Genomic DNA, 13616 nt, shown 5'->3' on the forward strand with positions numbered 1-13616 from the left:
GGTGCGGGAGTGCCGGCCTGCCGCCGCGTCACACCGCTCCCGCACCGGTGAGGGAACGGACCTCCGTCTCCGCGTACTTGCCCGCGTCCCCCGGTTCCGGGAAGAGCACGGTGCCCAGCCAGCCGGCCAGGAAGCCCAGCGGGATGGAGACCAGTCCCGGGTTCTCCAGCGGGAAGAGATGGAAGTCCATACCGGGGAAGAGCGCGTCGGGGCGTCCGGAGACAACGGGCGACAGCACGACGAGGAGCAGCGCGGGGACCAGTCCGCCGTAGATGGCGCAGACCGTTCCCCTGGTGGTGAACCGGGGCCAGAACAGGGAGAACAGCAGCGCCGGCAGATTCGCCGAGGCGGCCACCGCGAAGGCGAGGCCCACCAGGAAGGCGATGTTCTGCCCCTGCGCGAACAGGCTCAGCGCGATGGCCACCGCACCGATCCCGGCCGCGGCGAACCGCGCCACCCGCACTTCGTCGTTCCCGGTCGCGGGGCCCGCGTGCTTCCCACTGCGGCGCAGGGTGGCGTACAGGTCGTGCGCGACGGAGGCGGACGAGGCCAGCGTGATGCCGGCGACCACCGCCAGGATCGTGGCGAAAGCCACCGCGCCGACGACGGCGAACAGAACCGTTCCGCCTGTGGAGCCCGCTCCCCCGCCCAGATCCTGGGCCAGCAGCGGCACGGCGGTGTTGCCGGCCGCATTGGAGGTGCGCACGGCGTCCGAGCCCACGACGGCCGCGGCGCCGAAGCCGAGGACGATCGTCATCAGGTAGAAGGAGCCGATCAGCCCGATCGCCCAGACCACCGACCGGCGGGCGGAGCGGGCGGTGGGCACCGTGTAGAAGCGCGACAGGATGTGCGGCAGCCCGGCCGTGCCGAGCACCAGGGCGATCCCGAGGCTGATGAAGTCCAGCTTCGAGGTCCAGCTCCCGCCGTACTTGAGGCCGGGGGCCAGGAAGGCGCTGCCGTGTCCGCTGCCGGCCGCCGCGGAGCGCAGCAGGCCGTTCAGGTCGCCGTGGAAGCGGATCAGCACCAGCACGACGAGCGTGATGGTGCCGCCCATCAGCAGCACGGTCTTGACGATCTGGATCCAGGTCGTCGCGCGCATGCCGCCGAACGACACGTAGACCACCATCAGACCGCCGACCCCGATCACCGTCCAGGTACGGGCCGCGCCGCCCTGGCCGCCGAGCAGGAGCGCCACCAGGCTGCTCGCGCCGACCATCTGCGCGACCAGGTAGAGCACCGAGACGATGACCGAGGAGGTGCCGGCTGCCAGCCGCACGGGCCGCTGCCGCATCCGGGCGGACAGGACGTCGGCGAGGGTGTAGCGGCCGCAGTTGCGCACGAGCTCCGCGACCAGCAGGAGCACGACGAGCCACGCGACGAGGAAGCCGACCGAGTACAGCAGGCCGTCGTAGCCGAAGAGCGCGATGAGGCCGGAGATGCCGAGGAAGGACGCCGCCGACATGTAGTCGCCCGCGATGGCGAAGCCGTTCTCCATGGGGGAGAAGAGCCGGCCACCGGCGAAGAACTCCACCGAGGAGCTGCGGCGCCGGCCCGCCCAGGCGGTGATGGCCAGGGTGACGGAGACGAAGATCGTGAACAGGACGAGGGCGAGCCCTTGGTGCTCGTTCGCCGGATCTGCCAGGTACCGGACCATCAGCGCATCCGCTCCTGGGTGTCCCAGCGCAGGTCGAGCGCGGCCCGGTCCCTGCGCAGCCGTGCGTGCCGCGAGTAGGCCCAGGTCAGCAGGAACGTCGTGGCGAACTGCCCGAGCCCCGCGACCATCGCCACGTTGAGCTCCCCGGCCACCGGCCGGCTCATCAGGCCCGGCGCCACCGTGGCCGCCACCACATAGAGCAGGTACCAGGCGAGGAACGCCGCGGTCGCCGGGAAGGCGAACCGGCGGTACCGGCCCCGCACCTCCTGGAACGCGGCGCTCCGCTGCACTTCCAGGTAGATCGCGGCCCGGTCCCGCTCCGCTCCCGGGACGGGCGCCGCGGAGGGCGCCGGCACGGGCGCGGACGGCGGAGCCGTCGGGTCCGGAGCCCAGAGCCCGGCGGCCAGGGCGTCGTACCAGGGGTCGTCCACCCGCAGCGCACCCGGGTCGCCCCCGTCGTGCTTGTCCACCGAACTCTCCTCGCGTCACGAGCCAATCGGCCGTGTGCCCAAGCATGGACAGAGTGCGAAGATCCGGTGCCACCAAGCGGAAACGTTCACCCCATCAGGTGATGCCGTGCCGTCGGCCATGCCCGGGAACGGTGCCCGTGGACATGACCGACGGCCTCACCCGCGGGACTACACGTCGATGCGGGAGCGGTCGAGCGTCGCCGCCGAGTTGGTGATGAACTCCTTGCGGGGCGCGACCTCGTTCCCCATGAGCAGGTCAAAGGCCTGCTCCGCTGCTTCGAGGTCGCTGATGTTGATCCGGCGCAGGGTGCGGTGGCGCGGGTCCATCGTGGTCTCCGCGAGCTGGTTGGCGTCCATCTCGCCCAGACCCTTGTAGCGCTGGATTCCGTCCTTGTAGCGGACGTTCCGGCGCTGCAGGTCGAGCAGCGTCTGGCGCAGCTCGTTGTCCGAGTAGGTGTAGATGTACTTGTCCTGCCCCTTCTTGGGCTGGACGAGCTCGATCCGGTGCAGCGGGGGCACGGCCGAGAAGACCCTGCCCTGCTCGACCATCGGACGCATGTAGCGCTGGAACAGGGTGAGCAGCAGGCACCGGATGTGCGCGCCGTCGACGTCGGCGTCCGCGAGGAAGATCACCTTGCCGTAGCGCGCCTGGTCGATGTCGAAGGTGCGGCCCGACCCGGCCCCTATCACCTGGATGATCGCGCCGCACTCGGCGTTCTTCAGCATGTCCGAAACCGACGACTTCTGGACATTGAGGATCTTGCCGCGGATCGGCAGCAGGGCCTGGAACTCCGAGTTCCTGGCCACCTTGGCGGTGCCGAGCGCCGAGTCGCCCTCGACGATGAACAGCTCGGTGCGGTCCACGTCGTCGCTGCGGCAGTCCGCGAGCTTCGCCGGCAGCGAGGAGGTCTCCAGCGCCGTCTTCCGGCGCTGCGCGTCCTTGTGCTGACGGGCGGCGATGCGGGTGCGCGCGGCGGCGACGGTCTTCTCCAGCACCGCCCGCGCCTGCAGCTTCGTGTCGCGCTTCGCGGAGGTCAGGAACTCCTTGAGCTCCTTGGCCACGACGTTGGCCACGATCCGGTTGGCGGCCGAGGTGCCGAGCACTTCCTTCGTCTGGCCCTCGAACTGCGGCTCGGCCAGCCGTACGGTGACGACCGCCGTCAGGCCCTCCATGGCGTCGTCCTTGACGACGTCGTCCTCGGCGACGCGCAGCAGCTTCGAGGAGCGCAGCACCTCGTTGACGGTCTTGGTGATGGCCCGCTCGAAGCCCGTGACGTGGGTGCCGCCCTTGGGGGTGGCGATGATGTTCACGAAGGAGCGGGCCACGGTGTCGTACCCGGTGCCCCAGCGCATCGCGATGTCGACGCCCAGCTCGCGGGTGACCTCGGTGGCTGTCATGTGGCCGCGGTCGTCCAGGACCGGGACGGTCTCCTTGAAGCTGCCGCTGCCGGTCAGCCGCAGGACGTCGCAGATCGGCTTGTCCTGGGAGAGGTACTCGCAGAACTCGCTGATGCCGCCGTCGTAGTGGAAGACGTCCTCGATCGCCTTGCCGTCGCCCTCCAGGTCGCGCTCGTCGCGGACGAGGATGGTCAGACCCGGCACCAGGAAGGCCGTCTGGCGGGCGCGCTGGTGGAGGTTCTCCAGCGAGATCTTGGCGTCCTTGAGGAAGATCTGGCGGTCCGCCCAGTAGCGGACGCGGGTGCCGGTCCTGTTCTTGGGCACCTTCTTGGTCTTCTTCAGGCCACTCGCCGCGTCGAAGGAGGAGTCGGGGCCCGCCCCGGAGAAGGAGCCGGGAACGCCCCGCCGGAAGCTGATGGCGTGCGTGTGGCCGCTGCGGTCGACCTCTACGTCGAGGCGGGCGGACAGGGCGTTGACGACGGAGGCGCCGACGCCGTGCAGGCCGCCGGAGGCCGCGTAGGAGCCGCCGCCGAACTTGCCGCCGGCGTGCAGCTTGGTCATCACGACCTCGATGCCGGACAGCCCGGTCTTGGGCTCCACGTCGACCGGGATGCCGCGGCCGTTGTCGCGGACCTCGACCGAGGAATCGCTGCGCAGGAAGACCTCGATGCGGTCGCAGTGACCGCCCAGGGCCTCGTCGACGGAGTTGTCGATGATCTCCCACACGCAGTGCATGAGGCCACGGCTGTCGGTGGACCCGATGTACATGCCGGGGCGCTTGCGGACCGCCTCCAGCCCCTCGAGGACCAGCAGATGCCGCGCGGTGTAGTTGGAACCGTCGCGATCTGCGCCCGTCAGCAGCGCGGAGGACGGCACGGATGTTTCGGCGGTCACGCGGGCAGCTCCTCGATAAAAGTACTTCGGCCGTGTCAATGGGCCGTGTCGGTGGAAGGGTACCGAGAGCTGGTGCGCCCGTAGTGCCGCGACCCGTTATCCGGGCCTCGGAGTACCCCCGTATCGATCATACGTTCGATACCTCATTTGAGTGATACACATGTCACGTTCACATTGAGGCATGAACCATTTAGGCTCCGGGCACGTCCTCACCAACAACCGGCAAGCCAGTCGGCGGACACAACCGGACAAGCGCCCCAAAAGCGACAACTAACGCATCAGAGGCCAATCCGCTACCAACAGGTAGCATCCAGTCACTTCGAAGTCAGATTTCGAGGAAAAGCCACGAGCGGGAACGTTTTCGGCCTGGTTGGATGTTGACCCTGGTACGACAGCTCGTCGAGCTAGAGAAGAGGCGACGTGACTACAGTTCTGACCCCCGCGAGCCCGCTGACGGCAGCGGACCGCTGCGACCGTTGCGGCGCCCAGGCATACCTGCGCGTCGTCCTCATCAGTGGCGGCGAACTGCTCTTCTGCGCGCACCACGGGCGCAAGTTCGAGCCCGAACTCAAGAAGATCGCTGCGGAAATACAGGACGAAACCGGCCGACTCACTGACACCCCGGCGCAAACGGTCGAGGACGAGCACTGACACTTCGCACCTGCGACGAGCTCGGAACCGACGGGCGGCCGGACCCCACCCGGGGCCGGGCCGTCCGTCGGCTCTTCCGGGCCCGTCACCGGTGCCGGGCGGCCGGCCCGTCCGTGATCAGGGCGCTGAACGAGGAGATCCGGGTGTAGACCCCGGGATGTCCGGCCTCCGCGCACCCGGTGCCCCAGGAGACCAGGCCGACCAGCTTGCCCCGGACCACCAGCGGCCCGCCGCTGTCGCCCTGACAGGCGTCTCTGCCGCCCTGCGGCTCCCCCGCGCACAGCATCGTCCTTCTGAGGTACGTGCCGTCCGCAGTGCCCGGGTAGGCCCGCTCACAGACCGTGTCGGAGAGCAGCGCCACCTCCGCGGAGCGCAGCACCGACGAGTACGCCCCGGCGCCCGTGGTGTCCCCCCAGCCGTACACACGGGCCGGCGAGCCCGCCCGGTAGGCCTTCGGGTCGTCCGGACCCGCCATCTCGATGGCGGATTCCGTCGGCAGCGGGCTCTGAAGTGTGATGACCGCCACATCGCCCGCGTTGGTCACCGGGTCGTATCCGGGGTTGATCCGGACCTGCCGCAGCCGGATCTCCCGGCCGTCGCGGCTCCGCAGGTCGACCCGGCCGGCGATGACGCGCAGGTCCCGGACGGTCCGCCAGTCCCCGCCGAGCACGTCCCGGCCGAAGCAGTGCGCCGCGGTGATCACGGTCGAGGCGGACACCACGGCCGCTCCGCAGAACTGGCCGGATCTCGCCGGTCCGAACCGGTTTCGACTGGCCAGCGCCACCGCCCAGGGCTGCTGTCCCGCGACGACCTGGTCCCCGCCTATGACCACCGCCCCGGCCTCCGCCGCGGCTCCGGGGACCGCGAGCGGCACGATCAGCGCCGCCAGCGCCATCGCCGACCCGTTGAGCACCATCCGGAACGAGAAACGCATACGGCCTCCTGACCCTGTGGATCCCTCTGGAAACCCAGAGTGATCCATAGGACCGGAGGCCGCATCCGCTGGATTGCGAGGATCAGTCGAGATAGTCCCGCAGCACCTGCGAGCGTGACGGGTGCCGAAGCTTCGACATCGTCTTCGACTCGATCTGGCGGATCCGCTCGCGCGTGACCCCGTAGACCTTGCCGATCTCGTCGAGCGTCTTCGGCTGACCGTCCGTGAGGCCGAAGCGCATGGAGACCACGCCCGCCTCCCGCTCGGACAGGGTGTCGAGCACCGAGTGCAGCTGCTCCTGGAGGAGCGTGAAGCTGACCGCGTCGGCCGGGACGACCGCCTCGGAGTCCTCGATGAGGTCTCCGAACTCGCTGTCGCCGTCCTCACCCAGCGGGGTGTGGAGGGAGATCGGCTCGCGGCCGTACTTCTGGACCTCGATGACCTTTTCGGGGGTCATGTCGAGTTCCTTGGCCAGCTCCTCCGGGGTGGGCTCGCGGCCCAGGTCCTGGAGCATCTGGCGCTGGACGCGGGCCAGCTTGTTGATGACCTCGACCATGTGCACCGGGATACGGATGGTGCGGGCCTGGTCGGCCATCGCGCGGGTGATCGCCTGGCGGATCCACCACGTGGCGTACGTGGAGAACTTGAAACCCTTGGTGTAGTCGAACTTCTCGACCGCACGGATCAGGCCCAGGTTGCCCTCCTGGATCAGGTCCAGGAAGAGCATGCCGCGGCCGGTGTAGCGCTTGGCCAGCGAGACCACGAGACGGAGGTTGGCCTCCAGCAGGTGGTTCTTGGCCCAGCGGCCGTCCTCGGCGATGATCTCCAGCTCGCGCTTGAGCTTGGGGGCGAGCTTGTCCGCCGCCGCCAGCTTGTCCTCCGCGAACAGGCCGGCCTCGATGCGCTTGGCGAGCTCGACCTCCTGCTCCGCGTTGAGCAGCGGAACCTTGCCGATCTGCTTCAGGTAGTCCTTGACCGGGTCGGCGGTGGCACCGGCCACCGCGACCTGCTGGGCGGGAGCGTCGTCCTCGTCGTCGTCGGAGAGCACGAAGCTCTCGGACTCGGGCTTGTCCGACTCCTCGCCGTCCTTGCCGGGCGTGGTCGTCTCGTCGGCTTCTTCACCGTCGGCGGCCTCGTCATCGCCCGAGGTCTTCTTGGCGGCGGTCTTCTTGGCCGCCGTCTTCTTGGCGGCGGTCTTCTTGACCGCCGTCTTCTTGGCCGCCGTCTTGGCGGCGGGTGCGTCGGATTCTTCGACCGGATCCACCGTCTCGGCCTCGACAGCACCGGGAGCGGTGGCGGCCTTGGCGGCGACGGTCTTCTTGGCGACGGTGGCCTTGGTGACGACCGTCTTGGTGGCGGTGCGCTTCGCCGGGCTCTTGGCTGCGACGCTCTTGCGAGTGCGCTTGGGCTCCTCAGCGGCACTGACCATCAGCGTCACACCTTCCTCATCGAGGACCTGGTTGAGGCTGCGCAGAACGTTCTTCCACTGGGTTGCCGGAATCTGGTCCGCTTCGAAGGCCCGACGCACGTCGTCGCCGGCGATCTGCCCCTGAGCCTTACCCCGCTCGATGAGCGCCATCAGAGACTCGGACTCGGCGATCTCCGGCGGGAGCGTACGGGATGTGCTGGCCGACACGAACAACCTCTCGGAACGATGGGAACGACTCGGTGGAACCGCTCGGGAGCACAGCGTCAGAACTGTCGCTGCTATTCCTCCTGCGGCCACCACCTCTTAAGTCATCGCGCTGCCTCGCCAAGCGTTACGCCCGGCCCACGTGGCCCGAGTCACACCCCATACCAACTGTACTTATCGGATAGCGGGACACTCTGTGCACCTGGGCTGCCGCCGGCCCCGGACCGATGGCCCGGGGCCGGCCGCGGAACGGCCGTACGGTCAGTGCTCGCGCGGAGCCGGGACGACGTGGTCGCTCGCGGCGACCTCGGTGTGCACGGCGAGGAGCTGGCGCATGGTGGCCTCGGCGCCGGCCCCGTCGCCCGACGCGAGTGCCTCGACGATCCGCCGGTGCAGGGTCACGGCGGGCTCGCCGGGCCGCTCGCAGCCGGTGATCGGGCCGCCCGACACGTGCAGGGCGGAGGAGACGATGCCGGCCAGGTGTTCGAGCATCCGGTTCCCCGCCACCTGCAGGAGCAGGGAGTGGAACTCGGCGTCCGCCCGGGAGAACGTCAGGGAGTCGCCCTGGGCGGCGGCGTGGCCCATGATCTCCACCATGTCGGCGAGGCGCTGCTGCACGTCCTCGCGGCCGTGGCCGGCGGCGAGGCGGGCCGCGAGCGGCTCGATCGTCCAGCGCAGCTCGAACAGCTCGCGGCGCTGGTCGTCACGCTGCGGACCGAAGGCGCGCCATTCGATGATGTCGGGGTCCAGCAGGTTCCAGTCGGCGACCGGGCGGACCCGGGTCCCGACGTTCGGCCTGGCACTGACCAGGCCCTTGGCCTCGAGGACGCGCAGGGACTCGCGCACCACCGTGCGGGAGACCTCGAAACGCTGGCCGATCTCCTCGGGGACGAGCGGCCGGTCGGCGCCCAGGTCGCCGGAGACGATCATCTGGCCGAGCTGTTGGACGAGTTGGCCGTGCAGCCCGCGGCCGCGGCTGCCGCCGGCCCGGCGGCCGACCCGGCCCATGTCCGAATCGGCGCCGTCCCAGGAGGGCAGGCCGGGGCGGTCGACACCTGAGGCGTCGGCATACGAGTAGCGGTCGAGCTCGGCCGGGCCGACGATGCTGGAGTCGGCGGAACGAGCCGTGGTCATCAGGGGGTGCGCAAGGGTACTCACGCATCCTTTGTCGGCGATGCCGGTGCGGGCCTTGAGGGCTTTGCTGAAAAGCACACGAAAGGGTGAGCGCTCATCACCTGATAATTGACGCTTTATCGGAATGAAACGCCCTACGGGACAGGCCACGGCGACACTTCCGTTTATCCGACCGCGAGTTGGCCGGCGTCAACGTCCACGGCCCCGCAACACCGTTGCGAGGTGGGCGCAGAGCAGCACGGTGAGCGACAACACGAAGGCGCAGCCGACCGGTTGGACGGCCTTTCCCATCACCCCCGCGGCGGTGCTGCCGACGCCTCCCGGCCAGCCGCCGAGGACGCTGAGCAGTGCCCCGGCGGCGTCGATCAGGTGGCTTCCCGCGCGGCTGCGGACCACCAGCCGCACCGCGGGGGCCACGATCAGCGGGACCGCCAGCACGGCCAGCATTCCCAGCGCCGTGGTGCGGAAGAGCCCGGCGGCCAGCAGTCCGGCCCAGGCGCAGCCGACGGCCAGCGCGGCCCATCCGGCCGCCTGCACGGGCCGGTCGACGGGCAGCGGAACCGCGCCGGAGCCCAGGAACGCGCGGAGCACGAGGGTGTCGAGCACCGCGGCGGCGGCCGCGATCAGCAGCGCGGCGGCGCCGGCCACCAGCAGCTTGGCGGCGAGCAGCCGCAGTCGCCGGGGCACCGGCACCTGGGCGGGCGCCAGGGCCGGATAACGGAACTCCTGCCCGTAGGCGAGCGCGCCGAGCAGACCGGCGCCCAGCGCGGCGGGCGGCAGCGGAAAGTGGGGCACCCAACCGGACATCAGCGACAGCGCGGAGGCGCCCCCGGTCCGCGAGAGCACCAGGGCGCCCGCCACCGAGGCGAGCAGCGAGAACGCGGCGATCCACCACGGCGTGCGGATTCCCCCGAGCCGGAGCAGTTCGTACCGGAGCGGGTGGGCGGGAGTGGCCGGCGCGACGGCCGCCCGGGACGGGGCGGGGATCCGGACGGGCGGCCCCTCGGCGGGATCGCCCGAGGGGGCCGGGGTCGGATCGCCGGAGGGGACGGCGGCGGGATCGCGGCCGTCGGCGCGGTGCAGCGCGGCGACCGGGCCGAGGTCGGCGACCTCGTCGGTCAGCCGGTGCAGCAGGATCCCGTTCCGGTAGGCGATCTCCCCGATGTGCGCGGAGGTGGTGCCGTAGATGACCAGATGGCTGCCGGCGGCCGACGCGATCTCGGCGCCGCGCTCGGTCAGCACACCGGCGAGCCGCTGGGCGTGCGGGGAGTGGACGGACACGTGCGGGCGCAGCCGGGTGCGGCGGAACTCCTCTGCGGGCTGGTCCGCCACCAGCCGGCCGCCTTCCATCGAGACCACCCGGTCGGACGTCCTGGCCATCGCCTTGGCATCGCGCCCGGTGACCAGGACGGCTCCGCCGTCGGCCGCGTAGGCCCGCAGCAGCGCGTGGACCCAGTCGGCTTCACGGGGCGTCAGGCCGAACGACGGTTCGTCCAGGAAGAGGGTCCGCGGTTCCGCAAGCAGCGCCGCCCCGAGGCCCAGCCGCCGGTCCATGCCCAGCGAGTAGGTGCTCAGCCGCTGGTCCGCGAGGCCGGTGAGACCGACGATGTCGAGCACTTCGTCGGCCCGCTCCGCCGGCACGCCGAGCGCGGCGGTGAGCATGCGGAGATGGTTCCGCGCGGTACGCCCGGGATGCCCCGGCACATCGCCGAGGAGGATGCCGACCTCGCGGTTGGGTTGCCGCACCGCGTGCAGCGGGACGCCGTCGAAGAGGGTGACGCCCCGGCCCGCCTCGAGTTCGAGCATCAGGCGCAGCGTGGTCGACTTTCCCGCGCCCGGCGCGCCGAGCAGACCGGTGACCTGCCCGGGGCGGACCTCGAAGGTGAGGTCGTCGACCGCGGGCGGACCGTTACGGCGGGGCATGCTGGTCAATCCGATGGCCTGGATCACCCTTGCACCATAACGCCCGGAATCAGACCTCTGGTCGCAACATGGGCGGATTGAGCAGAGCGGCCCCTCCGGCCTGGAACAACTGGGCCGGCCGGCCGCCCTGACGGGTCGTCGTCCCTCCGGTCGGTACGAGGAAGCCGACGGTGCCCGTCACCTTGCGGTGGAAGTTGCGGGGGTCGAGGGCCACCCCCCACACCGCCTCGTACACCCGCCGCAGCTCACCGACGGTGAACTCGGGCGGGCAGAAGGCGGTCGCCAGCGAGGAGTACTCGATCTTCGACCTGGCGCGCTCGACCCCGTCGGCGAGGATCCGCGCATGGTCGAAGGCCAGCGGAGCGGCCTCGCCCGCCGAGTCGAAACCGTCCTGCTCCAGCAGGGAACCCACCGGGGCCCAGCGGGCGCTGCGCGCGTCGCCGCCCGCGCGGGGCGCGGGCAGATCGGGTGCCAGGACGAGATGGGCGACGCTGACCACCCGCATCCGCGGGTCGCGGTGCGGATCGCCGTACGTGGCCAGCTGTTCCAGGTGCGCGCCGCTCTGGGCGCGCAGACCGGTCTCCTCCGCGAGCTCGCGGGCCGCGGCCTGGGACAGGTCCTCGTCGGCTCTGACGAACCCGCCGGGCAGTGCCCAGCGCCCCTGATAGGGCGGCTCGCCCCGGCGCACGGCCAGCGCGCACAGGGCGTGGTCCCGCACCGTGAGCACGACCAGGTCGACGGTGACGGCGAAGGGTGGAAAGGCCGACGGGTCGTAGGGCGACATGGCGCGATCATAGTCGTCTGCCTGACGATAAACAGCAGGATGGCCCCCTGCGCCCGCCCCTTGTTTCACCCTGTTTCCCGCGCCGGGGTCCGCGGCACGGACGACGCCACGGGCCGCGGTGCCGTCGGCGTGCCGCCCCGCGGCGACACGCCGGTGCTCACGCGCCGAGCTGGAGGGCGGGGGCCGCCTCCTCGACCATCGCCATGCCGAGCCTGCTGACCCGCACCGCGAACGGCTGCTCGTCCACCCGCAGTCCGGAGAAGCGCACCGCGCCCAGTGGGGCGGTACTCATCGGACGCACCGCGACGACGCCGCCGGGAGCGTCGGGCCGTACCCCCGCGAGGGAGGCCAGCAGGTGGACGGCTCCCGCGGCCGCGACGGCGGACGGCCGGCACGCGGTGGGGTGCGGCAGCGGCGTCCGGTCGGCGGCTCGCTGTTCGCCCGCGTACATCTCGGGGAGCCGGCACCCGAAGGTCCCGGCCGCGTCCAGCACACCGAGCAGCAGGGCGCCCGCCTCCTTCTCGTATCCGGCGGCAGCCAGCCCCGATACGGCGAGGGCGCTCTCATGGACCCGCACCGCACCACTCCGGTGGCCGAACGGATTGTGCCCGGGCGCCCGGCTCGAGAGCGTCCGCAGGCCCCATCCGGAGTCGAGGTCCGGGGCGCCGAGCAGCCGCGCCAGCTGCCCGGTCCGCGCCTTGCCGAGCAGTCCGGTGTCGAGCAGGTGGACCGCCGCCGACCCGAGGTGGACCGCCTGCCGTCCGCCGGGGGTGAGCGCCGCGGCGGGCCTGCCGCCACCCCGGTCGTCGACCCAGAAGTCCTCCTCGAACCGCTCACGAAGCCCCGCCGCGTACTCGCGCCACGCGCCGGATCCGGGACGCCCGTACGCGTCCAGGAGGTCGGCGCCGTGCAGCGCCGCCCGGTGGGCGTGGGCCTGGACCTCGCTGCGCAGCGGGCCACCGGGGGCGGGGTCCGGCACGTAGCCCGCCGTGTCCGCGACCGCGCGCAGCCAGCCGAGGCAGCGTTCCGCCGCGGGCAGCAGCAGCTCGGCCTCCCGTGGCGGCATCCCCCAGCGCCGCGCCTCCGCCAGGACGGTGACGAACAGCAGCGTGGCCTCGACGCCCGAGCAGGTGGGCGGCAAATGAGGTCCCGCATGCCGCAGAACGCCGGGGATCCGGCCGCTGTCCTGGTCCTGGAGCCGCGCGAGGGTGCGCAGGGTGCCGGCGGCAAGCCTGGTGCCGAGCGGCAGCAGCATTCTGGCCGCCCACAGCGCGTCGGCGGGCGTCAGTCCCATCCGCCAGGGGGCATCCGCCGCCACATGGACGTCGGAGAGCCGCGCAGGGTCGCGCAGCAGCAGCACCCGCAGACCGTCCAGGCTGCCCCGCAGCAGCGCCTCACCCCGGGCGTCGTCCCCGGACAGCTCGGCGGCGGACCAGGGCGCGGGCGCCCGGTCGCCGCGCACCGGGGCGGGAACGGCGGCCCCCTGGGCCGCGGACTCCCGCCACACCCGCAGCTCGACGGTCCGGCCGGCGCCGGGCGGCACCGCCAGATCCCAGCGCAGTACCCCCGCCGACGCCAGCACGCTGGCAGGAGCCGGCCGCGCGGTGACCCGGACCCCGATCCCGGCATGGGACCAGCGCAGCCCTGCGGCACAGACGCCGGCCGGCAGGTCGGGTCCCGCCCGCCCCGCGGCGGCCGCGCCGAGCTCGGCCAGGTCGGTACCCAGCGCCACCTCGAGCGGCAGCCGCAGCACGGTCGGCCCCGTGTTGACCACGGTGATGCGCTCGGAGCCGTCTGCGTCCCGCAGCCGCTCCACCGTGACCTCCGGATCGGGACCGGTATCGGCCGGGGTCCTGACCACCGCCACGAACCGCGCCCGGTCCGCGCTGAGCAGCGCGGCCAGCACGGGGACCGGCTCGGCCCCCGCCAGCCGCACCTCGCAGCGCGCCAGCACCCGCCGGCCCTCCTGGTAGAAACCGTCGAGCCCCTTCCCCCGCAGTTGTCCGTCCTCGGCGGAGACGGCGAGCGAGGGGGCCGCGACACAGATCACCGAGGTGTGCACGGGCTGCGGGCCGGAAGCGGTCCTGGTCGGGGTGGGAGGCGTCGAAACGGTCGGGGCGGTCATGGACGGGTTCACATCC

Annotated in this window: 10 protein-coding genes; 1 reads left to right on the plus strand and 9 read right to left on the minus strand. The window is 71.6% G+C overall.

Annotated features, from left to right (window positions below; genetic code table 11):
- Window positions 1-28: 28 nt before the first annotated feature.
- The 3 genes from O3X23_RS08025 to O3X23_RS08035 all read right to left on the minus strand — a co-directional run bounded on the left by O3X23_RS08025 (window position 29) and on the right by O3X23_RS08035 (window position 4416).
- A complete protein-coding gene (locus O3X23_RS08025; RefSeq protein ID WP_269270494.1) occupies window positions 29-1654 on the minus strand; it encodes a solute symporter family protein in 1626 nt (541 codons plus the stop codon).
- A complete protein-coding gene (locus O3X23_RS08030) occupies window positions 1654-2124 on the minus strand; it encodes a DUF485 domain-containing protein (RefSeq protein ID WP_269270495.1) in 471 nt (156 codons plus the stop codon). The genes O3X23_RS08025 and O3X23_RS08030 overlap by 1 nt, the downstream gene beginning before the upstream one ends.
- A gap of 168 nt (window positions 2125-2292) precedes the next feature.
- On the minus strand, window positions 2293-4416 hold the full coding sequence (locus O3X23_RS08035; protein WP_269270496.1) for a DNA gyrase/topoisomerase IV subunit B: 2124 nt from the start codon (window positions 4414-4416) through the stop codon (window positions 2293-2295).
- Window positions 4417-4836: 420 nt separating this feature from the next.
- Here O3X23_RS08035 and O3X23_RS08040 point away from each other — a divergent pair, with 420 nt between their 5' ends.
- The gene (locus O3X23_RS08040) at window positions 4837-5067 is read left to right on the plus strand and encodes a DUF7455 domain-containing protein (RefSeq protein WP_138357478.1); all 231 of its coding nucleotides are present in this window, start codon (window positions 4837-4839) and stop codon (window positions 5065-5067) included.
- Between the two features lie 85 nt (window positions 5068-5152).
- Here O3X23_RS08040 and O3X23_RS08045 read toward each other — a convergent pair whose 3' ends face one another.
- From O3X23_RS08045 to O3X23_RS08070, 6 genes are all read right to left on the minus strand, one after another.
- Window positions 5153-6001 (minus strand): serine protease, encoded by an 849-nt coding sequence (locus O3X23_RS08045; RefSeq protein WP_269270497.1) that lies wholly within the window; start codon window positions 5999-6001, stop codon window positions 5153-5155.
- An 82-nt stretch (window positions 6002-6083) separates the two neighbouring features.
- On the minus strand, window positions 6084-7637 hold the full coding sequence (locus O3X23_RS08050) for an RNA polymerase sigma factor (RefSeq protein WP_269270498.1): 1554 nt from the start codon (window positions 7635-7637) through the stop codon (window positions 6084-6086).
- A 258-nt stretch (window positions 7638-7895) separates the two neighbouring features.
- Entirely contained in the window at window positions 7896-8846 is a 951-nt protein-coding gene (locus O3X23_RS08055; RefSeq protein WP_269270499.1) for a FadR/GntR family transcriptional regulator, read from the minus strand.
- 111 nt (window positions 8847-8957) lie between these two features.
- Window positions 8958-10718, minus strand: a complete 1761-nt coding sequence (locus O3X23_RS08060; protein ID WP_269270500.1) for an ATP-binding cassette domain-containing protein — start codon at window positions 10716-10718, stop codon at window positions 8958-8960.
- Between the two features lie 22 nt (window positions 10719-10740).
- Complete coding sequence (locus O3X23_RS08065; protein WP_269270501.1) at window positions 10741-11475, minus strand: NUDIX hydrolase; 735 nt, start codon at window positions 11473-11475, stop codon at window positions 10741-10743.
- Window positions 11476-11632: 157 nt separating this feature from the next.
- Window positions 11633-13600: a glycogen debranching N-terminal domain-containing protein gene (locus O3X23_RS08070; protein ID WP_269270502.1), complete on the minus strand. Its 1968-nt coding sequence runs from the start codon at window positions 13598-13600 to the stop codon at window positions 11633-11635.
- Window positions 13601-13616 lie beyond the last annotated feature (16 nt).

This window comes from Streptomyces sp. H39-S7 (assembly GCF_027158205.1).
GTDB lineage: Bacteria > Actinomycetota > Actinomycetes > Streptomycetales > Streptomycetaceae > Actinacidiphila.